This window comes from Oerskovia sp. 140933 (genome assembly GCF_059651515.1).
Genome location: NZ_JAMXIO010000003.1, coordinates 104,977 through 130,359, shown reverse-complemented (window position 1 = coordinate 130,359; position 25,383 = coordinate 104,977). Strand labels below are relative to the sequence as shown.

The window sequence follows — 25,383 nt, the reverse complement described above, 5'->3', positions numbered from 1 at the left end:
CTCGGGCAGCTCGCGCGGCCCCTCGCCGCCGGTTCCGGCCGGGAGCGCGACCGCCCCGAGGTCGAGGTCGTCGAACAGCGACTCGGCGCTCACGCGATCACCTGGCGGCCTTCCGTCATCAGGGGGCAGGACCGGCGCACGGGGCACACCGAGCACAGCTTGTTCTCCCGGGCCGTGAACACCGAGTCGGCCATGGTGTCCGCGACGTCCTCGACGAGCTCGCGTGCCCAGCTCGACCCGTCGGGCTCGGGCTCCAGCGCCGGCTGGGTCCGCAGCCCGGCGTCCTTGCCGTCGCCCACGAACACGAGCTGAGCGCCCGCGCTGCGCGTGCCCTCGGGCAGGTCGAGGACCCCGCCCTCCACGGCGAGCTGGTACGTGCCGAGCTGGGGGTTCGTCACGGCCTCGGCGACCGACGGCTTGGTCTTGCCGGTCTTGAGGTCCGCGACGCGCACCGCACCGTCCCCGGCGTCCTCCACCCGGTCGATGACCCCGCGCAGCACGGCGCGGCCGATCTCGAGCTCGAACGGCGCCTCGACGAGCAGCGGCTCGCCCGCGGCCTGGAGGTACCCCGCGAGCCGGCCGACCATGTCCTCGGCCTTGTGGCGGGTCTGCGTCGCGGGCCAGCCCGGCGTGAGCGCGAGCTCCGGCCAGCGGCGGTCCAGCTCGGCCGCGAGCTCCGAGTGCGTCCCCCGCGGCGCCTCCTGCGCGATCGAGTGGACCAGGTTGCCGAGCGACTGCGCGGTCGCGTCGGGGGCCGTGCCACCGGCGCTCTCCACGGCCCAGCGCAGCGCGCACCTGCTCACCGACTCGACCTTGGACGGCGAGATCATGACCGTGTCCTCGGGCCCCCACAGGGGCTCGGTGCTCGAGACGGGGTTGACGCCGTACCAGGACTCGGGGCGCGCCTCACCGACGCCCGCGAGCGCCAGGTCGGCGAGCAGCTCGGCGAGGGCCTCGGGACGCGAGGCGCCGACCGGGTCCCCCGCGCCTCGCGGGGCACCGTCCCCGCGCACGATCTCCTCGACGAGCAGGCTGCGCGCCGAGGCCACGAGCCCGCGCAGGTCGAGCGGCTGCCCGACCTCGACGCGGCGCGGGTCGCGCTCCTCGTCGGGGCCCGCGGGCCCGTCCCCGTCGTCGGTGCCGGGCGCGCCGCCGGTCCCGTCGGCGTCGTCCGGCCCCGCCGGCGGGCACACGAGGTCGACGAACGGCGAGGGGACCTCGTCGACGTCGCTCACGGCCGTCACGAGCAGGCGGCGCGTGGCGCGCGAGGTCGCGACCGCGAACGACCGGAGCTCGTCCGTGAGCACGGTACGACGGGCGTCCGGTCCCAGGCCGTGCGCGTCCTGCGAGCGTCCCGCGAGGAGCTCGACGAGCGCCTCCGAGCCGAGGAGCGAGTCACGCAGCCGCAGGTCCGGCCACACACCGTCCTGGACCCCGGCCACGACCACGACGTCCCACTCCCGCCCGGCCGCGCCTGCGGGGGTGAGCGCCGCGACCGAGTCCGTGCCCGCGGCCCGGGCCGCGAGCGAGTCCGCGGGCAGGTCCTGGGACTCGAGGTACTCCACGAACGCCGACGGCGGCGCTCCCGGCATGCGGTCGACGAACGTCTCCGCGGCACGGAAGAGGGCGAGGACCGCGTCGAGGTCCCGGTCCGCCCGCGCCCCGACGGCTCCCCCGCCCAGTGCGGCATCGCGCCACCGGTCCGAGAGCCCGGTCGCGGACCAGATCGCCCAGAGCACGGTCTGCGCGGTCGCGTCGGGGGCCAGCACCGCCTCGCGGCCGGCGGCGACGACCCGGGCGACGGACACGGCGCCACGACGCACGCTCGCGGGCAGCGTCGCGGCGCGCGACTCGTCGAGCAGGACCTCGACCAGCAGTGCGTCGGAGGTCCTCCCGCCGCCCGAGCCGAGCTCCTCCGCCCGCAGCGCCCGCCGGAGGCGGCGCAACGACACCACGTCGAGCCCGCCCACGGGCGAGGTCACGAGCGCCGCTGCGGTCACGGGGTCGAGCTCGTCGAACCCGGCGTCCGTCGTGGCCGGCTCACGCTCGATCAGGGTCTCGGCGGGGTCGCCGACGTCGCGGGTCACGGCGTCGTCGATCCCGGCGGTGCCGCGCACGCCGTCGAGCCCGCGGGAGTACCCGGCGGGCGGCAGGCCCACCGCGACCCGCATGATCGCGAGCAGCGGCGTGACCGCGGGCTCCTCGCGGAGCGGGACGTCCGAGCCGAGGATGCCGACGGGCACCGAGGCCGCGATGAGCGCGCGCCGCAGGGTCGCGAGCTGTGCCCCGGCACGGCAGACCACGGCCATGCGGCCCCAGGGCGTGCCGTGCAGCAGGTGCTCGGCGCGCAGCTCGCGGGCCACGTACGCGGCCTCCTCCGCACCGCTGCCGAGCAGCGCGACCGACGCCCCGCGCGGCACGCCGTCCTCCGGCGCGGGAACGGGCGAGGCCCCGGCCCCACGGTGGACCGCACCCGCCACGGTCCCGATCTGGGTCGTCACGGTCCGGGTGACGTCGCGCAGCTCCCCCTCCTGTCGCCATGCCGTGCCCAGGACCTCGACGCGCGCGTCGAACTCGCCCGTCGCGGCACGCCGTCGCACGGGCGCCGCCGCCCGCCCGACCAGGGCCGGGCTCGCACCACGGAACGTCTGGACCGCGGTGTCCGGGTCCGCGAGCAGCACGAGGCGAGCGCCGTCGTCGTGCACCACGCGCAGGAAGCGCGCGGTCGCGATGGTGGCCTCCTGGTAGTCGTCCACGACGACGAGGTCCCACGTGGGCCGGGGCGCGCCGGTGACCTCGTCCTCCCAGGCGAGCAGCGCCTCGGCGGCCTCGTCGACCACGACCGCGGGGTCGTAGCGCGAGCCCAGGTCCGGGGTGCCGACGCGCAGCGCCGTCACGTCGAGGTACTCCTGGTAGACCTGCGCGGCCGTCCTCCACTCGGGGCGGTCGTGCTGCGCGCCCAGGTCGTCGAGGTCAGCGGGAGTCAGGCCCCGCTCGGCCGCACGCATCAGCAGGTCGCGCAGCTCCTGGCGCAGGCCGCGCAGGGCAAGGACCTCCTCCGGCAGCCCGTCCGGCAGGCGCAGCGGGACGCCCTCCCCGTCCAGGTGCCCCGCGAGGAGCTCGGCCAGGAGGAGGTCCTGCTCGGGTCCGGAGATCAGGGTGGGCGGCGGCTCGCCGACCGCCGCGGCCCGCGCCCGCAGCACCGCGAACGCCGCGGCGGCAGCCGTACGCACCATGGGGGCGCTGACCGTCCGGTCCGCTCGTGCCGACAGCCTGTCGCGCACCTCGGCCGCGGAGCGCCGCGACGCCGCGATCACCAGGACCCGCGCCGGGTCCGCCCCCTCGCTCAGCGCCTGGGCGGCCACCTCGATCGCCACGGTCGTCTTGCCCGTGCCCGGTGCCCCGACGACGAGCGTGGCGGGCGCCGTGCGAGCCGCGTCGAGCGCGGCACGCTGGGTCGCGTCGAGCCGGACCGGCGCCGCGGAGGCGGTGTCCGGCAGGACGAGACGGAGGTCGGGGTGGTGCAGCACCCGAAGATCTCATCACGAGGCACCCACACTCCGACGGGACCCCGCCGGGCGCCGGGGCCGGGCGCCACGCCGGGCGCCGGGGCCGGGCGCCCGAGCCGCGCAGCGAGGGCTACAGCGTCGGCCACCCGTTGGGCAGGCATCCCTCGGTCGACATGGACTGCTGGACCATGACGGGCGCGAGCGCACCGGGCGCCGGGCAGCCCACGTGCCCGTGCCCCAGCACGTGCCCCACCTCGTGGTTCACCAGGTAGTGGCGGTACAGCTCCAGGTCGCCGCCGAAGTCCGACGCGCCCTCGACCCAGCGCCTGAAGTTGAGGACCGCCACGCCCGTCACGCCGCACGAGTACACGCCCCCGGTGTCGAGCGGCGCGCACAGCCGGTCGGTCGTCGCGGGACTTGCCAGGACCACGCGGACGTCCGCGTCCCCGCCCGTCCGCGCGAACGTGACGCCGTCGACCGGGCCCCACCCGCGCGGGTCGTTCAGGGTCGCGAGCACGGCGTCCGCGAACGTCTCACCGTCCACGGGCAGTCCCTGCTCGACCTCGACGCGCACCGTCCGGACCGTCCCCTCCCCCGGCGCGGGCACCTCGGCCGGCACGACCGCCAGGACTCCCCCGAGGTCCGTCACCACCTCGCGCCCGACCAGACCCGACCCGTCCTCGACGACCCGCTCGAGCGTGAGCGGCAGCACCCCTGACCCGTCGACGCCGAGCTGCGGGTCGCGGACCGACCGGCTCGCGACGTCCTCGGACCGAGCCTCCGTCGCCCCGTCCGCGCCCGTGGCACCGTCCACGGACGGCTCCGTCGCGGCGTCGAGCGGGGCGTCCGCAGGCCCGACGCCGTCGCCTCCACCGGCCTCCGTCGCACCCGAGGGTGCGGGCGGCGTAGGACCCGTCGGGGCTCCCGCCCCGAGGACACCCGCCACGAGCCCGCCCAGGACACCGACCACGACGAGCGCGGCGCCCGCCCCGCGACGCGCCCTGCGCCGCCGCCGCAGCGCACGGCCGGGACGCGCCCCGTCGCGCGGACCTCGGGAGGTGTGCGCCGCCGTCGGGCCGGGAAAGGGCGTCTGACCTGGCCCTTCCCCCTCCCCCGGGGACGCCTGCGGGTGCGCCTGCGAACCGTCGACGGGCGCTCCCTGGGAATTCACGTGTCCATGATCGCACCCTCGGTCACCTCGCATCCCCGGGACCCGTACTATCGCGGCATGTCGGGGGTAGCAGAGAAGCCGAGAACCACCAGTACCGGGCGCGCACGGATGCCTCGCGGCGAACGGCGCGCGCAGCTCCTCACGATCGCCGAACGCCTGTTCTCCGACCACGGCTACCACCACATCACCATGGACGACATCGCCGAGGGGGCGGGCGTCAGCAAGCCTGTCCTCTACCGGCACTTCCCGTCCAAGCTCGACCTGTACCTGGCCCTCGTCGACGAGCAGGGCGCGGCCCTCGTCCGCACGGTCCGCACCGTCCTCGCCCCGTTCCTCGCCCCGTTCCGCGCCCCGGCACAGGGGACGTCGTCCGCGGACGAGGACGCGCTCGCGCTGGACGGGCTCGCCGTGATCGAGGGCATCGTGCGGGCCTACGTCGAGTACGCGCGCAGCGCCGGCCCTTCCGCCGGCCTGCTGTTCGAGTCGGACGTCATGCGCGACCCGGGGGTCCGGGCTCGCGTGCTCGAGCCCGACGAGGTCAACGCCCGTGAGTTCGCGGTCGTGCTCGGCCGGCTGACGACGCTCACCGAGCACGAGGCGATCGTCGTCGCACGCACGTGCACCGCGATCGCCCGCAACGCCGCGGGAGAAGCCGCCCGGGCCGACAGCGACGTCACGAGCGACGAGCTCACCCGACTCGTCCCGGCCCTCGCGTGGCGCGGCGTCCACGGGATGATCCGCCGCGAGGCCTGACTCTCCCGCTCCTGCACCCCCTCGCACCCCGCCACCAGCGCGGGAGCGCCCGGGGCGTCCGGGAATCTCGTTAGTATCGGAGGAGTTGTCGACAAGTGGCCGGCGGGATCACCCCGCGGGCGACGCTCGCGAAGGAGAATCACGTGGAAGTCACCATCGGTGTGCAGAACCTGGCCCGCGAGCTCGTGGTCGAGACGGACGAGACCAAGGACGCCGTCGCGGCAGCGGTCTCGGCCGCACTGGCCGGTGGACCGGCCCTCGAGCTGCTCGACTCGCGCGGGCGCCGCGTCATCGTCCCGACGGCGTCGATCGGCTACGTCGAGATCGGCACCGAGGAGCAGCGTCGGGTGGGCTTCGGCTCTCTCTGACGTCCCGCGGACGACGCGCGCAGGACACTGGCGGGGCCCCGGCTGACTCAGCCGGGGCCCCGCCCTCGTCGTCCCCCCGGCGATGAGTTCTGCCGCGCACCACGGTCAGACCAGGTGTCGGACGAGCGAGAGGAAGCACCCCATGCTGACGCAGGTAGCCCAGGGCGTACTGGTTCATCAGAGCGAGCTGCTCCAGAACAACACCGTCGTCGTACAGGGCCGGGGCGGCGTCCTGGTCGTCGACCCGGGGCTGACGCGCTCCGAGATGACCTGCCTGGCCGACGACCTGCGCGAGCTGGGCCTGCCGGTCGTGGCCGGCTTCTCGACCCATCCCGACTGGGACCACGTGCTCTGGCACCCCGGGCTCGGCGACGCCCCCCGCTACGGGACGGCCCGCTGCGCGGCCGTCCTGCGCGACGTGCGTTCGCAGCCGGACTGGAGGGAGCGCGCCGCCGAGGGCCTGCCACCGGAGATCGCAGACGAGGCACCGCTGGACGGGTACGGCCTCGTCACCGGCCTGCCCGTCGGAACCGTGCAGATCCCGTGGGACGGCCCGGACGTCCGCATCGTCGAGCATCCGGCCCACGCTCCGGGTCATGCGGCCCTGCTGATCGAGTCGCGCGGCGTCCTCGTCGCCGGCGACATGCTCTCCGACCTCTTCGTCCCCATGCTCGACGACTTCGGAGCGACCGACGATCCGCTCGAGGAGTACCTCGTGGGCCTCAGGGCGCTCGAGGGCGTGGCGGACGACGTCACCGTCCTCGTTCCCGGCCACGGGTCCGTCTGCGGAGCCGATCAGGTACGTGCGCGGATCGACCTGGACCGGGCCTACGTCCGCGCCCTGCGCGACGGGACCGCTCCCGACGACCCGCGGATCGGCCCGTCGGCCAGGCCCGGCTGGGAATGGGTGAGCGACATCCACGAGGGGCAGGCGCAGAGCGTCGCACGACGCAGAGAGCACGAGCTGCCCGGCTAGAGGCTCCGGTGCCGCGACGCCCGACGATGCCCCGGCGTCCCGGCGAAGGTCGGCGTCCTGCTCGCGCCGCGAGAGATCCGGGGGCCGGCCGGTGCTCCTCGCATAGGGTCCGGGGATGGGACGATCCACACTCGTGCGCCTGGCGCACTCCGAGCACCCGATCGCGTCTCCGCTGAGCGATGCCCGCGTCGAGAGCCTGCTCGACCGGACGACCGGGGGCCGACGCAGCGTCCTCGACCTCGGGTGCGGCGACGGCACGTGGCTGCTGCGGGCGCTGGGCCGGGAGCCCGGCCTCACCGCGGTGGGGGTGGACACCTCCGACGTCGGGTTCGAGGAGACGCGGGCCAAGGCGGCTGCCGCGGGCGTGGCAGAGCGGCTGACGCTGGTCCAGGGCGACGTCCGGGAGTACGTGAGCCAGGCGCCGTTCGACGCGGTGCTCAGCGTGGGCGCGGCGTACGCGTTCGGGGGCCTGGGCCCCACGCTCGAGGCCGCGCGCGGCCACCTCGCCGCCGACGGACTGCTCCTGCTCGGCGACTGCTTCTGGCCCGCCCCTCCGACAGCGGCGGTCCTCGACGGCCTCGGGGGCCTCTCCGCGGACGAGTACCTCGACCTGCCCGGCACGGTCGACCTCGCGACGCGGCACGGGTGGGTGACCGTGCACGGGCACGTCAGCACGCAGGAGGAGTGGGACGACTACGAGTGGGCGTGGACCGGGGCGCCCGCCCGCTGGGCGGTCGAGAACCCGGACCACCCCGAGGCGCACGAGGTGCTCACCGAGGTCGAGAAGCACCGCGACGGCTGGCTCCGGGGATACCGCGGCGGACTCGGGTTCGTCACGCTGGTCCTGCACCCGGGCCGGGCCGCCACGAGTCCCTGAAGATCCCGAGGGGAGCCCCCCGGTCCGGGGCGACCGCTCAGGCCGCGAGGCCCAGCCGCGCCATGCGGCGCGTGTGCTCGGCCGTGAGCTGCGAGAACACCCAGGCCTGCCGGTCCGCTGCGCTGCCCGTCGCGTCGGCCGCACCGGGCGTCCCCGCGTCGGTGCGGTGGCTCGCGCCGTCCGCGAGGAGGCGGCTGAGCCCGTCACGCTCCGCGAGCAGCGTCTGCACCAGACCGAGGGCCTCTCCCACGAGGCGGCGCCCCCACAGCGCGAGACGCGAGGCGAGCACGGGGTCGGCCGCCGCGGCGTCGGCGATGACGGTGGCCGAGCGCTCGGAGTCCACGCCGTCGGACAGGATCTCCAGGACCAGGTCGCGCGAGTCGTCGTCGAGCCCGTCGGCCGCGAGCCGGCAGAAGTCGTCGGCGACACCGTGCCCGACGTAGCCCTTGAGCACGCCCTCCCACCAGGTGCTCGCCGGGGTACGGCTCTCGAAGTCGTCGAAGATGCCGTCGAACGCGCCCATCTCGGCCTCGGGGTCGCCGCCCAGGTCGGCGATGCGCTCGAGGACGCGCTCGTGGCGGGCGAGCATCTTGCCGGCGTGCCGCGAGAGCTGGTGGCGCTGCGCGAGGGTCGGGGCGTTCGCCGCGTCGGCCGCGAGGCGCCCGAACGTCGACAGCTCGGTATAGGCGATGAGCCCCAGGAGACCGATCACGTCGCGGTGGGTCGCGAGCCTCTCCGTACCGTCGGTCAGGTCCTGGTGCTGGGGCTCGCTCATCCGGCCAGGATAGTCGAGCCCCCCGAGCGCGCGGCGTGCTCCACAGCGACGCGGATCGCGGCGCGACCGTCCGCCCACCGCGCGTCGTCCCGCCCTGAGGGCGCCGTCCGATACTATGGATGGGTACATCGGTTGCCCGGTCGTCCGAATCCCCCGGCCCCCGGTGGGCGCTCCCAGAGCCCCACCCCGTGCCGAAAGACTTGCGAACGACACTGCACGACGCCGACCTCGGTCGGTGCGCGCGGGCGGAACCGGGGTTCGCGCCTCACGGCCGACGACCCCCGACGACGTCTTCGCGGCGAATACCCACGATCGGCTGCCGGCCACTAGGCGCGAGAGACCGTACCTGCCTGGGACTTCCCGGAGCATCGTGGACCCGCCGAACCGTCGGGTCGATCACGCACGTGCGGCGCCTCGCGCCAGACATCAGAACCACGAGGCACCAGTGACCACCACCGAAACACCGATCGAGCCGACCGAGCTCGACCTCAGCCCTGCCGAGACCTCTGCCGACCTCCCTGCCGACGACGCCCAGGGCACCCTCTCGTCGACCATCCAGGCCAAGGACGTCTCCTTCGCGGACTTCGGCGTCCGCCCGGAGATCGTCGAGGCGCTGGCCGACGCCGGCATCACCCACCCCTTCCCCATCCAGGCCATGACCCTGCCGGTCGCGATGTCGGGCCACGACATCATCGGCCAGGCCAAGACCGGCACCGGCAAGACGCTCGGCTTCGGCGTGCCGCTGCTGCACCGCGTCGTCGCCCCGGGCGAGGAGGGCTTCGACCAGCTTCCCGCCCCCGGCAAGCCGCAGGCGCTCGTGATCGTCCCGACCCGTGAGCTCGCGGTGCAGGTCGCGGGCGACCTCGAGGCCGCGTCGGCCAAGCGCAGCGTCCGCATCATCCAGCTCTACGGCGGCCGCGCGTACGAGCCGCAGATCGCGACGCTCAACGCGGGCGTCGAGGTCGTCGTCGGGACCCCGGGCCGCATGATCGACCTCATGAACCAGGGGCACCTCAACCTCACGCGCGCTCGCTGCGTCGTGCTCGACGAGGCCGACGAGATGCTCGACCTGGGCTTCCTGCCCGACGTCGAGAAGCTCCTCTCGCGCACGCCCGCGGCCCGCCACACCATGCTGTTCTCGGCGACCATGCCGGGCGCGGTCGTCTCGATGGCCCGCCGCTACATGACGCAGCCGACGCACATCCGGGCCAACGACCCGGACGACGGCGGCCAGACCGTCAAGAACATCAAGCAGGTCGTCTACCGTGCGCACGCCCTCGACAAGGTCGAGGTCCTCGCGCGCATCCTCCAGTCGGAGGGCCGCGGCCTGACCATCGTGTTCGCGCGCACCAAGCGCACGGCCGCCAAGGTCGCCGACGAGCTCGCCGACCGCGGCTTCGCGTCGGGCGCGATCCACGGCGACCTGGGCCAGGGCGCCCGCGAGCAGGCGCTGCGCGCGTTCCGCTCGGGCAAGATCGACGTGCTGGTCGCGACCGACGTCGCGGCCCGCGGCATCGACGTCGACGACGTCACGCACGTCGTGAACTACCAGTGCCCCGAGGACGAGAAGACCTACCTGCACCGCACGGGCCGCACGGGCCGCGCGGGCAACAAGGGCACGGCCGTCACGTTCGTCGACTGGGACGACGTGCCCCGCTGGTCGCTCATCAACAAGGCGCTGGACCTGGACATCCCGGAGCCCGTCGAGACGTACTCGACGTCGCCGCACCTGTACACGGACCTCAACATCCCCGAGGGCACCAAGGGCCGCCTGCCCAAGTCCGCGCAGACCCGTGCGGGCCTGGACGCCGAGAAGCTCGAGGACCTGGGCGAGACCGGCAAGCGCGGCGGCTCGCCGTCGTCGGCACGCGGCGGCCGCGACGCGGGGCGCTCGGGCTCGCGCGACGCAGGCCGCTCGGGCGGCCGCGACAGCGGACGCTCCGGCTCGCGCGACGCAGGCCGCTCGGGCGGCCGCGAGGGCGCACAGCGTTCGGGCACGACGGCCTCCACCGCCGAGGCGCAGCCCGCCCGCACCGAGGCTCCCGCCGCGGGCGGCCCGGCCGAGGGCGCTCCGTCGCGTCCGCGCCGCCAGCGCAACCGTCGCCGCACGCACGGTGGCGCGTCGGGCACCGGGGCGTCGGGGGCACCGGCTCCCACCGAGTGATCCCCTGAGCACCACCTGACGGCGGGCCGGCGCGCCACGGAGCGGCGGCCCGCCGTCGTCGTCCCAGAACCTGCCGGCACCCGGGCCCCGCGGCGGCGTACCCGGTGCGGCGGGGCTAGCGTGGGTCCATGGAAGCCCGCGTCAGTCTGATCACCCTGGGGGTGCGCGACGTCTCCCGGGCACGCGCCTTCTACGTCGAGGGCCTGGGCTGGGAGCCGGTCGAAGAGGTCCCGGGCGAGGTCGTCTTCCTGCAGGTGGGCCACGGTCTGCTGCTGTCGCTGTGGCGCCGCGCCGACCTCCTCGAGGAGGCCGGCCCCGGCATCCACGAGGGGCACCACGGGACCGAGCGCATGGCACCCGTCGCACTCGCGCACAACGTCGGCTCCCCCGCCGAGGTGGACGACGTCCTGGCGAGCGCGACCGCCGCGGGCGGTTCCGTCGTCGTGCAGGCGCAGGTCCGGGTCTGGGGCGGCTACTCGGGGTACTTCGCGGACCCGGACGGGTTCCGCTGGGAGGTCGCGCACAACCCCGGCCTCGTGGTGTCCGACGACGGACGGGTCGCGTTCGTCGCGCCGGGCCCCGACCCCGGGGCCTGGTAGAGGCCGGCGTCCTGGTGCAGGGTCACGACGAGCCACACCTCCTCGCCGGCCCTCACTCGACCATCACGATCCCGTGCTCGAGGACCGCGCCCACCGGGAGGGCGTGGACGGTGAAGTCTGTCGGCGTGTCCCGGAACCCGGGCTGCTCGCGGAGCCGCTCGACGGCCCGCTCGGCCGAGGCGGCGGACGCGAACACCCCGATCATCTTGTCGTCCACGTGCCCGCTCGTCTGACGGTGCCTGTGGCGGACGAGGAAGACGTGGTCCGAGCCGCTCGTCGAGGGCGGCGCGGACGCGTCCTGGTGGCGGGTCACGGGGTCCAGTCCACGTCGGCGGCCTCGTTCCAGCCGATCCCCGCCTCGGTCCAGCGCGAGGACACCTGCACGAGGCGGTCGCGGAAGTCCGGGTAGTCCCGGTCGGCCTGCTCGGACCACGCCACCTCGGCCGTCGCGGGCAGGCGCGGGAACAGCATGAAGTCGGCGTACGTGTCGACGGGCACGAACACCTCGGGCCCGGACGGCAGACTCACGAGGCTGTCCGGGTACGAGCGGTCGGACCACAGCAGCACCTCCACGCCCGCCATCGCGGACTCGTCGGCGAGGACGCTCTCGCCGTCCGGCGACGTGAGCTCGGTCGCGGGGTCCCAGTCGTACGCCTCCTCGAGCGTGATCCGCGTGGCCCACTCGAGGCCGTAAGGGGTGTCGCCGTCGTACTTCATGTCGAGGTAGGTGCGGTCCGCGGGCGACATGATGAGCCGCGCACCCATGTCGAGGGCGTCCTGCACGTCGACCAGGTCCGCGTTCTTCGCCTCCCCGCCGATCACCCCGCGCAGCCGCTCCCCCACGCCCCAGTACTGGATGAGCGTCCCGGGCGGCAGGTCGTCGGCGGCACCCCACTGGTGCCAGCCGATGACGGTCTTGCCGTGGCCGGTCGCGATCTCGTTCGCCGCCTCGGCGTAGTTCTGGTACCAGTCCGGAGGGCTGGGCGCCTCGTCCCCACCCAGGTGCAGGTACGGGCCGGGGTTCTGCCCCGCGACCGACGCGAGGACCGTCTGGAGGAACGCGCGGACGTTGCCCATGTTCTCGTCGCTCGCGCAGACGATCGGGTTGTTGACCTCGGGGCCCCAGTACAGCGGGGTCGGGACGCCGTCGCAGGTGAGCGAGCCGAGCGACGCCTGCGCCGCGAGGGTGTGACCCGGCCCGTCGATCTCGGGGACGACCGTCATGAACTTCTCGCCCGCGTACGCGACGATCTCCGCGTACTCGTCCGCGGTGTAGTACCAGCGCTCGCCGTCACCGGTCCCCGGCTCCCACCCCTCCTGCGTCGTGGAGCCCGTCTCGGTGAGCCCGGGCAGGGCGTCGACGGCGATGCGCCAGCCCTGGTCGTCGATCAGGTGCAGGTGGAGAGCGTTGAGCTTGTACGTCGACGCGTGGTCGATGAAACGCTTGACGGACTCGACCGGGTAGAAGCGGCGGGCCACGTCGAGCATCGCACCGCGGTAGGCGAAGCGTGGCTCGTCGGTGATCGTGACGGCCGGTGCGGTCCAGCCGCCTGCGGGAGCGTCCTGGACCGACCGGGCCTCGATCTCCGGCGGGAAGAGCTGGCGCAGCGTCTGGACGCCGCGGAACAGCCCGGGCGGCGCGGCGGCGGTCAGGACGACCTGCTCGTCGTCGACCGTCAGCTGGTAGGCGTCGACCGCCGGGTCGTCGAGCGGGCTGTTCCGGTCCCAGACCGCCTCGGCACCGGTCGTGAGCTCGAGACGGATCTCGCCGGTCGCGCCCTCGACGGCCGGGCCGAGCGGCAGCTCGAAGCCTGTCGCGGTGCCCAGGTACTCGGCGAGCTCCTCTCCCACCTGGTGGACCTCCGGGGCCATGATCTCGGGGGTGACCAGGGCGATCGTCGAGTCCTCGTCGAGCACGAACCCCTCGCCCTCGTCGACGCTCACGTCCGTGGGCACGGGAACGAGCCCCAGCCCGGTCGAGGGGACCGTGCCCTCCTCGTCCGTGCACGCCGTGAGCAGCGCGGCGGTGAGGACCGCGGCGACGATCCCCGCGGTGAGCGTGACCGGTCGGCGGCGACCTGGCGAGTTCATCAGCACTCCTTCGTAACTCATGACCGAAGAGAGCCACGCCCTCTTCTCGCCTCCCACCCTAGGGGCGCTCAGGAGCCCGGGGGCTCAGGACTCCCGTCTCGATGAGGTAACGAACCCGGTGGAATCGGTCCCAGGATGTCGGGCAGGCCGTAGCGCTCGCAGAGCAGCTGGTAGCAGCGCGCGACCTCTCGGCGCCCGTCGGCAGCCGAGCCGCGCGAGAGCGGGGCGTCGTAGAGCGCCACGACCCGGCTACCCTGCAGCACGACGTGCGCGTGGCGATCGCCAGGCGTCGCCTGGACGATCATCGAGAGCTCGTTCGGGCAGGCGCTGCTGAGCAGGAACTCCTGGAGCACCTGGCTCTGCTCGATCTCCCGGCAGGCGGCGGAGGCCCCCCGGTGCGCCCGGGAGCGAAGGACCCACCAGCGAGGCTCGACCATCTGGGCGCTGACCTGCCCCGGGTTGGGCTCACCCTCCGGCGGGGTGGACGAGAGGCCGCTCGCCCGCTCGTAGGCCGTCGAGATGATGTCGAGGACATCGTCGGCGCCGTCCTCGTCCGGTCCCGGCTCGATCGTTGCGCGACCCGTCGCCACGGCTCGCTCTACGGCCTCCCGTCCTCGGGTCACCAGCCAGATGACGGCGAGCTCTCGAGAGTCACCGTCGAGGGCGCCACCGAGGTCCGGAGACCAGAGCTCGACGGCAGCGAGCGAGGCCTCGACCCGGCGGAGCTCCTCGACGAAGGCCACGATCTCCGTCGCGGACATCCGGTCGACCTGGTCGGAGAACGAGTTCACGGCGTCCTCGTCGAGGTCACCGCCGAGAGCGTCGAGCACCGACCACGGCCCCGGCCCGTCCGTCCGCCCTGCCAGCCGATCGACCATGCGCGGAGACTACCGCGCCGTGCCGTCACCGCCGCTGCGTGTCCCCGCAGCACGACGCCCGCGAGACCGGACGGTCTCGCGGGCGCTCTCGCGTGAAGGGGCTAGCCCGCCATCTGCACGAATGCCGTGACGGCGTCCGCGACGAGCTGCACGGCGATGGCCGCGAGCAGCAGACCCGCGATCCGGGTCACGAGGATCGTGCCCGAGTCGCCCAGGACGCGGTGGATGACGTTCGCGAAGCGCATCGCCAGGAACAGCGTGATGTGGACCGCGACGACGCCGGCCGCGATCGCGACCCAGTCGGCCGCGGACCCGTCGGCGCGCTGGACGAAGACCATGGTCGCGACGATCGCACCGGGTCCCGCGAGGAGCGGCGTGCCGAGCGGGACCAGGGCGACGTTGACGCCCTTGTTGCCCGACGGCGTCGGCTCCTCCATCTTCCCGGTCAGCAGCTCCATCGCGACCAGCAGGAGCAGGAGCCCGCCGGACGCCTTGAGCGCCGGGAGCGAGATGCCCATGTAGTTGAGGATCTGCTGGCCGAACACCGCGAACGACACGATCACGCCGAACGCGACGAGGATCGCCGTCCGGGCGGCCTGGTTGCGCTGCTTGGCGCCCATGGCGCTGGTCAGGCCCAGGAAGATCGGTACCGTCCCGGGAGGGTCCATGATCACGAACAGCGTGATGAACACCTCGGTGAAGAGGCGCAGGTCCATGATGTCGTTCACGACACCACCGCCCGCGCCGTCATCGGATCACGTCCAACGTGCCTAGCTCCTCGATCGTCTCCAGCACTCGTGGTGCTGTCGTGTTCTCGCCGAGCCGGTTCGGTTTGCCGGCCCCGTGGTAGTCGCTCGAGCCCGTGACGAACAGGCCCAGGGTGTGGGCGATGTCCTCGAGCCGGGCTCGCTGCTGCGCGCTGTGGTCGCGGTGGTGCACCTCGAGCCCCAGCAGTCCTGCGTCGGCCATCTCCTCGATGACCGCGTCCGACACCACGCGTCCTCGTCCGTCGGCGCCCGGGTGGGCGAAGACGGGCACGCCGCCCGCCGCGCGCACCGCGCGCACGGCGTCCAGGACGTCGGGTGCGTAGTGCGGCACGTAGTAACCGGTGCCGGGGTGCAGGATGGTGGCGAATGCCGCCGAACGGTCGCTGACGTGGCCGGAGGCCACCAGGGCGTCCGCGATGTGCGGCCGTCCGATCGTGGTCCCCTCCTGCGTCTGCGACAGGACATCTTCCCACGTGAGCGGGTAGTCCTCGCCGATGCGCTCGACCATGCGCCGGGCGCGCGAGATCCGGTCCTCGCGCGTGCGCTCGATCTCGACGAGCAGGTCTGGGTGCGTCGGGTCGTGCAGATAGCTCAGCAGGTGCACCGAGACGTGCCCCGAGCGGGCAGAGACCTCCATGCCGCGCACGAGCGCCACGCCGTGGTGCTGGGCCGCGCGGGCCGCCTCGGCCCAGCCCGCGGTCGTGTCGTGGTCGGTGAGGGCCAGGACGTCGAGCCCGGCGGCGGCTGCGTCCGCCACGACCTGCGCCGGGGCGTCGGTCCCGTCGGACGCCGTGGAGTGGGTGTGGAGGTCGATGCGCACTCCCTCAGGATAGTGAGCGCACGCGTCACGACCCGTCAGGCCGGGCCCGACGACGTCGCTCACCGAGGTGTGCGGGCCCCGCAGGACGCGACGGGCCCGCCGCCTCGGCGCCGGTCAGCACATCTAGCCGACCCGGACGAGGTCGGCGACCTCCGGGTGGCTCTGGAAGCCGGCCGACGAGTACGTGGCGACCGCGCCGACGTTCGAGCTCTCGGCGCACACGGTCGCGCTCGAGGCCCCCATCTCCTGGAGCGCCGAGGCCGCGGCCAAGGCGATCGCCCTGCCGTATCCGTGACCTCGGTGGTCACGGTGCACTCCCAGAGGCTCGAGCACACCGGGTCGCCCTTCTCCCGCCGACCACACGGTGGCTGTCGCCACAGCGGAGCCCTGAGCGTCGTAGGCGAGCAGACTACGGGCGGCGGCGTACGCCGGGCCGGTCGTCATCGTGTGCCAGCGCTCGTCCGTGAATCGAGACGACTCGAAGGAGGTCCGATGAACCAGGGCCTGGGCGTGTGCCAGTTCAGGGCCGACCTCCTCGATCCGCACGTCGGGGCGGGGCACCGGTTCAGCGAGATCCCGGACCATCGGCGTCCACAGCTCATCGGCCTGCCACCCTGCGCCCAGCAACCGTAATCGGAAGACGCCCCCGAGACGGGCCTCGACCGTCACGGGACCTCCAGGAAGCACTCCACGCGACGGGTCGGCGACGTCGTCCGCCATCCGGGAGGCAAGTTCTTGGTCGTTCTCAGCGTCCGGCGCGATCGCCAAGCGCAGGAGCGTGCCACCGTCCAGATAGCCCAAGGCAACGGGCCGGCCGTTCACGGCCCAGGTGCGAACCCTTCCGGCCAGTTCTGACGCACCGATCTGCCAGGCCCACCCGAGATCACCCGGGTGCAGCTGGAGGGACTTGTTCTCCTGCTGCCAACTGGCGAGCACCTCGATCATCTCGTGCAGCGCGGAGGGGTTCGGAGTGCTCAGCGTGATGACCATGCCGACATGACACATCCAGCAGGCGGCGTGCACACGTCGACACACCGGACGAACGGAGCACGAACAGAGGCTCGCCGTCTTCTCGATCTTCCGGACGCAGCCCACAGGCCCCGCGAGGTCGACGCCACGGCGCCACGAGGCCGGCTGCTGCTTGCCGCGCGCAGACGTCCACACCCGCAGGGAGTGAGGTCGCGCACCGCGGCGCCGGGCCCGTCTCCGGACGAGATCCGATGCGCCCCAAGGCCCCCACAGGACGTTCACGGGAGGCCCGCCGGGCTTTCGCAGGGCTCCCAGGTGGCGCTGGCAGCATCCGAAGCGATGCGAAACAGCCAGCCTGCACCCCGGGCCACCGCCTTCCCGTCCGCCCCGTCGATCGACCTCCTCCCGAGCCTCGCGCAGGCGTCCGTGGCGGGGTCGCCTGCCGCAGTCGTGTTCGTGCACGGCGTGCGCACGTCGAACGCGATCTGGGGTCGTCAGCTCGCTCACGTGCGCGAGGCCGGCCACCTCGCGGTCGCGGTGGACCTTCCCGGGCACGGTGAGCGCAGCGACGAGCGGTTCACGCTCGCGCGCGCCTTCGAGATCCTGGACGACGCCGTCGCCTCCTTCCCGGAGGACGTCCCGGTCGTCGTGGTGGGCATGTCCCTCGGCGGATACACGTCGCTCGCGTACGCGGCGACCCGTCCGGAGCGGTTGGCCGGCGTCGTGGCGTGCGCGTGCAGCGCCGACCCGCGCGGCAAGCCCGTCGCGCTGTTCCGCGAGGCCGCCGCCCTCGTGGACGCTGCGGGCACCGCGACCCGTCGCACCCTGGGCCGGTTGCAGGGCGTGCTGCGCGCCGGGAGGTCCGTCCCCGGCGGCGCCCGGGCCTCGGCCCAGCTCACGGGGGCCGGGTCGTTCGCCGATCCGCAGCTCCTCGGTCGTCCCGCGTGGCAGGTCGTGACCGACATGCTCCACGAGCTCGCGGGCCGCTCGTCGCGCGCGGACCTGCGCGCCGCGAGGGTGCCGGTGTGGCTCATCAACGGTCAGCGGGACCACCTGCGCCTCGACGAGAAGCGTTACCTCGACACAGCTCCCGACACGGCTCTCGTGGTCGTGCCGCGCGCGGGGCACGACGTGAACCTGGACGCTCCCGACGCGTTCAACGCGGCGCTCTCCCGGGCGCTCGGCGACCTCACGAGCCGCTGGTCACCCACGCGGCGCGCCGAGCCGGCTGCGGCCTAGTTGTACCCGGCCAGGAGCCCGGACGACCGGGCGGGCGGCACCGTCGGGTGTCACGTCGTCGCGCTCCCTGGCACAGGACATTCCTTGGTGACGAACCGAAGAACAAGGACGTATTGTCGCCTCACAATTCGAAGTTTGCCACCTAAAGAACACCTTTTGCGTGTTCACAGCAGAACTTTCGCCTATCTGTTGACATAGCCCCAGACGTGCGTTCTGATGATTGACAGTTGCTCCTGGAAACCACCGGGAGTCCTGGGTCTCCGGCTCGGGGCACGCCGGACGTCCGGACCGACGGTCGGCTCGCACGCATCGTCGCGTGCACCGGCTCGGCCACCCGTGGCCGCCTACCTCGCCCCGCGACGCGGGTCCCCCACCTGTCATCGGTGGCCCCCGTCGCTGACGTCCGGCGAGCGAGGCCTGTCACGCACGCGGGACCGACTTCCTGCCCCGGGGTCGCTGCCCCGGGGTCCGTCGACCGAGAGGCGTGGCGCGGTGCGCCGCGGCGCACCGTCGCGCCGTGGGGACTCGCCGTCCGCGTCCGGAAGGACATCCATGAGCGACCCGACGTCAGAGCTCCAGCCCGCGAACCCGCTCTCCAGACGTTCCCTGCTCCTCGGAGCGGGCGTCCTCGCAGCGGCTCCGGTCGCCGCCTACGTGCTCGGGCCCGGCGGAGCCGTCGCACCGGCCGCCGCCGCGGCGCCCGCGCCGAACGGCTCCCGGGCGGCATGGTCGGTTACGGGCTCGCCGCGGGGGCGGCGACGGTCCCCGGACCGGTGCTCGAGATGTGGGAGGGCGAGACCCTCGAGATCACCCTCGTCAACACGACCGATCAGCGCCTGTCCATCCACCCGCACGGCGTCAACTACGACGTGGACAGCGACGGCAGCCCGTTCAACGACTCGTTCAACGAGCCCGGGGAGACGCGCGTCTACGTCTGGTCGACCGTCCCCATGGCCCGCGACCGCGGCATCTGGATGCCGGGGAGCGCGGGCTACTGGCACTATCACGACCACGCGTGGGGCGAGCACGGCACTCCCGGTGTCGCGGCCGGGCTCTACGGAGCCCTCGTCGTGCGCAGGGTGGGCGACGTCCTCCCCCAGAAGCAGTTCACGGTGGTCTTCAACGACATGCTCGTGAACAACAAGGCCGCACCGGACACCCCGATGTTCGAGGCGAAGCTCGGCGAGCGCGTCGAGTTCATCTGCATCGGCCACGGCAACACGTTCCACACGTTCCACCTCCACGCGCACCGTTGGGCCAACAGCCGCACCGGTCTGCTCCAGGGCAGGGACGACCCGAGCCAGGTCGTCGACAACCGCGACCTCAACCCCGGCGACTCGTTCGGGTTCCAGGTCGTCGCCGGGCTGGGCGTCGGGCCGGGCGCCTGGATGTACCACTGCCACGTGCAGGTCCACGCCGACGGCGGGATGGCCGGGATCTTCCTCGTCCGCAACGCCGACGGCAGCATTCCCCCGGGCGCGCAGGAGTCCATCGACCGATTCCGAGGCCACGGCGGGCATGCGGGCGCAGCCGTCGACCCCGTCGTGCCGCCCCTTCCCGACGAGAGCGGGCAGGCGGGACACCCGGGGCACTGACGTCCCCGCGTGTCCCCTGCACCGTGCACCACGACCTTCCACCTCGCACCACCTGTCCGGCGTCCGGGTCCCCCCGGAGCGCACCGCACTGATGACGAAGGAGTTGGAGAGTGCCATCCAGACGAGCTGTTCCCCCCACCACGAGAGGCCGTTCCCGACCAGGAGCCTGGCGAACCATGGCGGTCGGCCTGACGAGCCTCGCGCTCGTCGCCGTCGCGACCGTGACCCCCGCGGTCGGTCAGGTCGAGCGCTCCGTCGCAGCGTCCCCGCCGACGACGGCGACAGCGAGCACCACGACCAGCACGGCACCCGACGCGGCGCGCGCTGCCGCAGCGGCGGCTGCTGCTGCTCCTGTGCGTGTCCTCGTGTTCCACGGAGCCCCTGACGCCCAGGACGATCCGGTCGTCGAGGCGACGCAGGCGTTCACCGAGCTCGGAGCGGAGCACGGGTTCTCCGTGGACGTCTCCTCCGACCCTGGCGTGTTCAGCCGGTCGGTGCTGGGCGAGTACCGCGGCGTCGTCTTCCTGTCCGCCGAGGGAGTCGAGCTCAGCGCCGCGCAGGAGGCGGACCTCAAGAGCTTCGTCAACGCGGGCGGCGGCTTCCTGGGCGTGCGCGACGCGGCGCGCGCCCAGGACTCCTCCCAGTGGTTCACGGGTCTGCTGGGTGCTCGGATCGCCGGTGCCCAGCCGGACGCCGAGGACGTCGCAGAGGTCACCGCGAGCGCCGAGAACGCCCCGAACGAGGGGGCCAAGAACCTGGTCGACGGCGACCCTGGCACCAAGTGGCTCGCGTTCAGGACGACGGCGACCATCACCCTGCGGCTCGAGGAGCCGGTCGCGCTCGCGCGCTACTCGCTGACGTCGGCCAACGACTTCGACGGTCGTGACCCGCGGTCGTGGACGCTCCAGGGCTCGACCGACGGCTCGACCTGGGTCGACGTCGACACCCGGAGCGACGAGGACTTCCCGCAACGCTTCCAGCGTCGGGACTTCGACGTCGCGAGCCCCACCGCGTACGGCTGGTACCGGCTCTCGATCACGCAGAACCGCGGCGAGAGCTCGACCCAGCTCGCCGAGATCTCGCTGTACGGTCCGGACGCGATCGAGCAGCCCGACCCCGAGCTCCCGGTCGAGGCGCGCACGGTCGACCTGATCGACCGCCAGCACCCGGCCACCGCGTCGCTCCCCCTCACCTGGGACCGCGAGGACAGGTGGCTGGGCTGGTCCGACAGCCCGGCCGGCGAGGTGCACACCGTCGCACAGCTCGAGCCGGGAACCGGCGCAGGGCCGACGACGTCACCGTTCGAGCCCGTGTCCTGGTGCCGTGACTACGACGGCGGACGCTCGTTCTTCACCGGCATGGGCGGCACGGCGGGCGGCTGGGCCGACGCGACGTTCCGCCAGCACCTGCTCGGCGCGCTGCAGTGGACGACCGGCGTCGTGCGCGGCGACTGCCAGGCGACGATCGCGTCGAACTACACCGTCGAACGCATCACCGCTCCGAACAGCGCCGGGGAGCTCGACCAGATCGGCGAGCCGCACGGCCTGACGGTCGCCCCGGACGGGAAGGTCTTCTACGTCGGGCGCGGCGCGTGCCCGACGGGTCCGATCGTCTCGTGGGAGAACCCCGACGTCGGCCTCGGTTGCGGCACGATCCACGAGTGGGACCCGGCCACGGGAGCGGTCAGCCTCCTGGGGACGCTCGACGTCATGGGCAACCGTGGCAGCGGCAGCGAGCTGGTCAAGAACGAGGAAGGCCTGCTCGGGATCGTCCCCGACCCGGACTTCGCCACGAACAGGTGGATCTACGTCTACTGGATGCCGCACGAGTCGATCGACCGCGAGCGCCGGGTCGGTCAGCGCACGGTGTCCCGCTTCACGTACGACCCGAAGGGCCCGCGCATCGACCAGAACACGCGTGTCGACCTGCTCGAGTGGGAGACGCAGATCCACAGCTGCTGCCACGCGGGCGGCGGCATGGCGTTCGACGACGCGGGCAACCTCTACGTCGGCTCGGGCGACAGCAACTCGTCGGGCGGCTCGGGCGGCTACTCCGGGAACAACTGGACCCAGGAGTACGCGGGCATCAGCTTCCAGGACGCGCGGCGCACGTCGGGCAGCACCAACGACCTCAACGGCAAGATCCTGCGGATCCACCCCGAGGACGACGGCACGTACACGATCCCGGAGGGCAACCTGTTCCCCGTGGGCGAGCACCCGGCCGACAAGACCAGGCCGGAGATCTACGTGATGGGCGTGCGGAACATCTCGCGTCTGCAGATCGACCCCGACACCGACTGGCTGACGGCCGCCTGGGTGGGGCCCGACGCGACCCTGCCCGACCCGGAGCTGGGTCCCGCGAAGTACGAGACGGCGACGATCATCACGTCCGCCGGCAACCAGGGCTGGCCCTACTGCATGGGTAACGGCCAGCCGTACCGCGACCGGAGCAACGAGGACGCGAGCGTCCTCGCCGGTTGGTACGACTGTGACGACCTCAAGAACACGTCGCCCCGCAACACCGGCCTCGTGGACATCCCCCCGGCACGCGACAACATGATCTGGTACTCGCCCAGCGGCGGCGGACCGGTCTTCCCGGAGGGCGAGGGCGGCGTCCCGACCTACGTCGACGACGAGGCGACGTACACGATCCCGTGGCTGCGGGGAGGTGGACAGGCCGTCATGTCGGGACCGACCTACCGGACCTCGCAGGTCGACCCGAAGAGCGACGTCGCGTGGCCCTCGTACTGGGAGGGCAAGTGGCTGCTCGGGGACCAGTCGAACCCGAACAACCGCGTGGCCGTGACCGTCGACCCGCAGACCGTGAGCGAGCAGGGCGCCCCCGCGTTCATGGAGGACCTGCGCCGCATCGTCCCCGGCGGTCGCGGCGACGGCCTGGTGCAGAGCTGGATGGACGCGTCGTTCGGCGCCGACGGCGCGCTCTACCTGCTCGACTACGCGGGGGGCTTCTTCAGCCTCGACCCGAACCAGAAGCTGGTCCGCGTCACCTACCAGGGAGGGGCTCCCACCCCGGCCGTGGCCGCATCGGGGACGAGCGTCCAGGGGGACCCGCTCACGGTCGCCTTCTCCGGTGAGCGTTCCGGTGGCGTCGCCTACCACTGGGACTTCGGCGACGGCCAGACGTCACGTGAGGCGAACCCGCGACACACGTACGCGCGCGTCGGGTCGTACGACGCGACGCTCACCGTGACGTATGCCGACGGCAGCACGGCCACGGCCGGGACCGCCGCGGCCACGACGTGCACCCTGCCGGACGCCCGGAGCACCGTGTGGTTCGGCGGGACCGACTCGGGCGTGACCAACGACGACCTGGGCGGGTGCACGATCAACGACCTGTTCCAGGACGAGAAGGAGTGGAAGAACCACAACCAGTTCCTGCGGCACGTCAAGGCCGTGGCGAAGGGCCTGGTCGACGACAGCCGCGTCACGGGCAAGGAGCGTCAGGCGCTCGTCAACGCCGCCGCGCGATCGCAGATCGGCGTGGAGCCCGGCGGGTACCGCACGATCTTCGACGGCACCCAGGAGTCGCTGTTCGACTGGGTCCAGCTGCCCGGTGGGAAGTTCGAGCTCCGAGACGACGGGTCGCTCCGGTCGTCCGGGGGGCTGGGGATGCTCTGGTACCAGGCGCAGGACCTCGGCGACTTCTCGGTCAAGCTGCTCTTCCGCGACGTCTCCCAGGGAACCGCGTACGCGAACAGCGGCGTCTTCACCCGGTTCCCCGACCCGACGGCACCCGGCGACGCCGAGTGCGCGCAGGGGCAGTCCCCGGCGTGGGTCGCGATCTCGTGCGGTCACGAGATCCAGATCTACGACGGCCCGACGGGTGAGCCGCAGAAGACGGGCTCGGTCTACAACTTCGACCCCGTCGCTCGTGGCGGGGCCGGGGTCACCCCCAAGGGCGAGTGGAACGAGTACGAGATCCGGGTGGTCGGACAGAAGTACACGATCATCCGCAACGGCGTCGTCATCAACGAGTTCGAGAACACGCCGGGCCAGCAGTCCTCGCGTGCGGGCGACCCGCCGACGGACCTGCGCCAGTTCGACCGCGGGTTCATCGGGCTGCAGAACCACGGGAACGCGGACCTCATCGAGTTCCGCGACATCCGGGTGGCAGACCTGTAGCACCCACCTGGTCGGGCGGGGGGGGGCCCCCCCCCCCCCCCCCCCCCCCCCCCCCCCCCCCCCCCCCCCCCCCCCCCCACCCCGCAGTCACCCGGTCATCGCGGGGGACGCCCGGTCACTGGGCGGGCTTGACCAGGGGGAAGAGGATGGTCTCGCGGATCCCGTGGCCGGTCAGCGCCATGAGCAGGCGGTCGAGCCCCATGCCCATGCCCCCCGACGGGGGCATCGCGTACTCCATCGCTGTGAGGAAGTCCTCGTCGAGACGCATGGCCTCGTCGTCGCCCGCGGCCGCGAGGACCGCCTGCGCCTCGAAACGCTGACGCTGGATCACCGGGTCGACCAGCTCGGAATAGGCGGTGGCCAGCTCGAAACCGCGGACGTAGAGGTCCCACTTCTCGACCTGACCCTTGACCGTGCGGTGGTCGCGGGTCAACGGAGAGGTCTCGACCGGGAAGTCGCGGACGAACGTCGGGGCATACAGGTGGGCGCCCACCAGGTGCTCCCAGATCTCTTCCACGAGCTTGCCGTGACCGGCACGCTTGGTGTCGTAGGAAATCTCGAGCCGGTCGGCGATCTTGGACAGATGTTCCACAGACGTTTCCGGGGTGATCTCTTCACCCAGGGCCGCCGACAAGGAGTCATACATCTTGAGGTGCGCCCATTCACCGCCGAGCTCGTACTCCTCGCCCCCCGGAAGCACGATCGTGGTCGTTCCCAGAGCATCCTGGGCCGCCCGCTGGACGAGGTTCTGCGTCAGGTCGGCCATGGTGTTGTAATCACCGTAGGCCTCGTACGCCTCGAGCATCGCGAATTCCGGCGAGTGCGTCGAGTCAGCCCCTTCGTTGCGGAAGTTGCGGTTGATCTCGAAGACCCGCTCGACCCCACCGACGACCGCGCGCTTGAGGAACAGCTCGGGTGCGATGCGCAGGTACAGCTCCATGTCGAACGCATTCATGTGGGTCGTGAACGGACGCGCCGCCGCCCCGCCGTGAATGGTCTGAAGCATGGGCGTCTCGACCTCGAGGTAGCCCCGCTCGTGGAAGTTCTCGCGCAGCGACCGCACCACCGCGGCACGCAGCCGGACCATGTCCCGCGCCGCAGGGCGCGCGATCAGGTCGACGTACCGCTGACGGACCCGGCTCTCCTCCGAGAGCTCCTTGTGCAGGACGGGCAGCGGGCGCAGCGACTTGGCAGCGATCTTCCACTCGTCCGCGAAGATGCTCAGCTCACCGCGGCGCGAGCTGATGACCCGCCCGTGCGCGAACAGGTGGTCCCCCAGGTCCACGTCGGCCTTGAACGCCGCGAGCGACTCCTCGCCCACCACGGCCTGGCTCAGCATGACCTGGAGCCGGTTGCCCTCGCCGTCCTGCAGCGTCACGAAGCAGAGCTTGCCCGTGTTGCGCAGGAACACGACTCGTCCGGCCACGCCCACGACGTCGTCGGTCTCCTGACCGCTCTCGAGGTGGTCGTACGCCGCACGGACCTGGGCGATCGTGTGCGTGCGCGGGACCGAGACCGGGTAGGCCTCCTCGCCCTGCGCGAGCAGCCGCTCGCGCTTCTCGCGCCGGACCCGCAGCTGCTCGGGGAGGTCGTCGGTCTCGTCGACCTCCGCCGGGGCGGGGTTCACGGCGGGAGCGGCATCGGCGGCGGGCACGGCGGCAGCAGCAGGATCGGGGGAAGTCACGCGACG

19 protein-coding genes are annotated in these 25,383 nt (G+C 72.9%); 9 read left to right on the top strand and 10 right to left on the bottom strand.

Annotated features, from left to right (window positions below; all coding sequences use genetic code 11):
* Positions 1–89: 89 nt before the first annotated feature.
* Together NHG27_RS02935 and NHG27_RS02930 are read right to left on the bottom strand one after the other, a co-directional pair.
* Positions 90–3,530, bottom strand: a complete 3,441-nt coding sequence (locus NHG27_RS02935) for an ATP-dependent helicase (RefSeq protein ID WP_497014684.1) — start codon at positions 3,528–3,530, stop codon at positions 90–92.
* A 109-nt stretch (positions 3,531–3,639) separates the two neighbouring features.
* Positions 3,640–4,680: a DUF3152 domain-containing protein gene (locus NHG27_RS02930; protein WP_497014683.1), complete on the bottom strand. Its 1,041-nt coding sequence runs from the start codon at positions 4,678–4,680 to the stop codon at positions 3,640–3,642.
* Positions 4,681–4,737: 57 nt separating this feature from the next.
* Between NHG27_RS02930 and NHG27_RS02925 the strand changes: the two genes are divergently transcribed.
* From NHG27_RS02925 to NHG27_RS02910, 4 genes are all read left to right on the top strand, one after another.
* The gene (locus NHG27_RS02925) at positions 4,738–5,433 is read left to right on the top strand and encodes a TetR/AcrR family transcriptional regulator (RefSeq protein ID WP_497014682.1); all 696 of its coding nucleotides are present in this window, start codon (positions 4,738–4,740) and stop codon (positions 5,431–5,433) included.
* 143 nt (positions 5,434–5,576) lie between these two features.
* Positions 5,577–5,801, top strand: a complete 225-nt coding sequence (locus NHG27_RS02920; protein WP_193720065.1) for a DUF3107 domain-containing protein — start codon at positions 5,577–5,579, stop codon at positions 5,799–5,801.
* 142 nt (positions 5,802–5,943) lie between these two features.
* Complete coding sequence (locus NHG27_RS02915; protein WP_497014681.1) at positions 5,944–6,777, top strand: MBL fold metallo-hydrolase; 834 nt, start codon at positions 5,944–5,946, stop codon at positions 6,775–6,777.
* 115 nt (positions 6,778–6,892) lie between these two features.
* On the top strand, positions 6,893–7,654 hold the full coding sequence (locus NHG27_RS02910) for an SAM-dependent methyltransferase (RefSeq protein WP_497014680.1): 762 nt from the start codon (positions 6,893–6,895) through the stop codon (positions 7,652–7,654).
* 37 nt (positions 7,655–7,691) lie between these two features.
* Here the strand turns inward: NHG27_RS02910 and NHG27_RS02905 are convergent, their stop codons facing one another.
* A complete protein-coding gene (locus tag NHG27_RS02905) occupies positions 7,692–8,429 on the bottom strand; it encodes a ferritin-like fold-containing protein (RefSeq protein WP_193720062.1) in 738 nt (245 codons plus the stop codon).
* 445 nt (positions 8,430–8,874) lie between these two features.
* On the opposite strand from NHG27_RS02905, the gene NHG27_RS02900 reads away from it, so the two are divergent.
* Together NHG27_RS02900 and NHG27_RS02895 are read left to right on the top strand one after the other, a co-directional pair.
* Positions 8,875–10,593 carry a DEAD/DEAH box helicase gene (locus NHG27_RS02900; protein WP_497014679.1) on the top strand — a complete coding sequence of 573 codons (1,719 nt, stop codon included), beginning with the start codon at positions 8,875–8,877 and terminating at the stop codon, positions 10,591–10,593.
* A 128-nt stretch (positions 10,594–10,721) separates the two neighbouring features.
* Entirely contained in the window at positions 10,722–11,192 is a 471-nt protein-coding gene (locus NHG27_RS02895) for a VOC family protein (protein ID WP_497014678.1), read from the top strand.
* Between the two features lie 52 nt (positions 11,193–11,244).
* On the opposite strand, the gene NHG27_RS02890 is transcribed toward NHG27_RS02895, so the two are convergent.
* The 6 genes from NHG27_RS02890 to NHG27_RS02865 all read right to left on the bottom strand — a co-directional run bounded on the left by NHG27_RS02890 (position 11,245) and on the right by NHG27_RS02865 (position 16,738).
* Positions 11,245–11,505, bottom strand: coding sequence for a hypothetical protein (locus NHG27_RS02890; protein ID WP_497014677.1), 261 nt, complete (start codon positions 11,503–11,505; stop codon positions 11,245–11,247).
* The gene (locus tag NHG27_RS02885) at positions 11,502–13,283 is read right to left on the bottom strand and encodes a beta-N-acetylhexosaminidase (protein ID WP_497014676.1); all 1,782 of its coding nucleotides are present in this window, start codon (positions 13,281–13,283) and stop codon (positions 11,502–11,504) included. Before NHG27_RS02885 ends, NHG27_RS02890 begins: the two co-directional genes overlap by 4 nt.
* A gap of 68 nt (positions 13,284–13,351) precedes the next feature.
* The gene (locus NHG27_RS02880) at positions 13,352–14,161 is read right to left on the bottom strand and encodes a DUF4240 domain-containing protein (protein ID WP_497014675.1); all 810 of its coding nucleotides are present in this window, start codon (positions 14,159–14,161) and stop codon (positions 13,352–13,354) included.
* Positions 14,162–14,262: 101 nt separating this feature from the next.
* A complete protein-coding gene (locus tag NHG27_RS02875) occupies positions 14,263–14,889 on the bottom strand; it encodes a MarC family protein (RefSeq protein ID WP_193720055.1) in 627 nt (208 codons plus the stop codon).
* Between the two features lie 19 nt (positions 14,890–14,908).
* Complete coding sequence (locus NHG27_RS02870) at positions 14,909–15,748, bottom strand: PHP domain-containing protein (protein ID WP_193720054.1); 840 nt, start codon at positions 15,746–15,748, stop codon at positions 14,909–14,911.
* 123 nt (positions 15,749–15,871) lie between these two features.
* Positions 15,872–16,738: a GNAT family N-acetyltransferase gene (locus NHG27_RS02865; protein WP_497014674.1), complete on the bottom strand. Its 867-nt coding sequence runs from the start codon at positions 16,736–16,738 to the stop codon at positions 15,872–15,874.
* Between the two features lie 318 nt (positions 16,739–17,056).
* Between NHG27_RS02865 and NHG27_RS02860 the strand changes: the two genes are divergently transcribed.
* From NHG27_RS02860 to NHG27_RS02850, 3 genes are all read left to right on the top strand, one after another.
* Positions 17,057–17,956: an alpha/beta fold hydrolase gene (locus NHG27_RS02860; RefSeq protein WP_497014673.1), complete on the top strand. Its 900-nt coding sequence runs from the start codon at positions 17,057–17,059 to the stop codon at positions 17,954–17,956.
* Positions 17,957–18,681: 725 nt separating this feature from the next.
* Positions 18,682–19,551, top strand: coding sequence for a multicopper oxidase domain-containing protein (locus tag NHG27_RS02855; RefSeq protein ID WP_497014672.1), 870 nt, complete (start codon positions 18,682–18,684; stop codon positions 19,549–19,551).
* A 176-nt stretch (positions 19,552–19,727) separates the two neighbouring features.
* Positions 19,728–23,693, top strand: coding sequence for a ThuA domain-containing protein (locus NHG27_RS02850; protein WP_497014671.1), 3,966 nt, complete (start codon positions 19,728–19,730; stop codon positions 23,691–23,693).
* A 115-nt stretch (positions 23,694–23,808) separates the two neighbouring features.
* Here NHG27_RS02850 and lysS read toward each other — a convergent pair whose 3' ends face one another.
* The gene (gene lysS / locus NHG27_RS02845) at positions 23,809–25,320 is read right to left on the bottom strand and encodes a lysine--tRNA ligase (RefSeq protein ID WP_321575254.1); all 1,512 of its coding nucleotides are present in this window, start codon (positions 25,318–25,320) and stop codon (positions 23,809–23,811) included.
* Positions 25,321–25,383 lie beyond the last annotated feature (63 nt).

Coding starts and splice junctions, on each gene's coding strand:
- NHG27_RS02925 (WP_497014682.1), top strand. CDS start 4,738: ATGTCGGGGGTAGCAGAGAAGCCGAGAACCACCAGTACCGGGCGCGCA.
- NHG27_RS02915 (WP_497014681.1), top strand. CDS start 5,944: ATGCTGACGCAGGTAGCCCAGGGCGTACTGGTTCATCAGAGCGAGCTG.
- NHG27_RS02910 (WP_497014680.1), top strand. CDS start 6,893: ATGGGACGATCCACACTCGTGCGCCTGGCGCACTCCGAGCACCCGATC.
- NHG27_RS02905 (WP_193720062.1), bottom strand. CDS start 8,429: ATGAGCGAGCCCCAGCACCAGGACCTGACCGACGGTACGGAGAGGCTC.
- NHG27_RS02895 (WP_497014678.1), top strand. CDS start 10,722: ATGGAAGCCCGCGTCAGTCTGATCACCCTGGGGGTGCGCGACGTCTCC.
- NHG27_RS02885 (WP_497014676.1), bottom strand. CDS start 13,283: ATGAACTCGCCAGGTCGCCGCCGACCGGTCACGCTCACCGCGGGGATC.
- NHG27_RS02880 (WP_497014675.1), bottom strand. CDS start 14,161: ATGGTCGATCGGCTGGCAGGGCGGACGGACGGGCCGGGGCCGTGGTCG.
- NHG27_RS02865 (WP_497014674.1), bottom strand. CDS start 16,738: ATGGTCATCACGCTGAGCACTCCGAACCCCTCCGCGCTGCACGAGATG.
- NHG27_RS02860 (WP_497014673.1), top strand. CDS start 17,057: ATGCGAAACAGCCAGCCTGCACCCCGGGCCACCGCCTTCCCGTCCGCC.
- NHG27_RS02855 (WP_497014672.1), top strand. CDS start 18,682: ATGGTCGGTTACGGGCTCGCCGCGGGGGCGGCGACGGTCCCCGGACCG.
- NHG27_RS02850 (WP_497014671.1), top strand. CDS start 19,728: ATGGCGGTCGGCCTGACGAGCCTCGCGCTCGTCGCCGTCGCGACCGTG.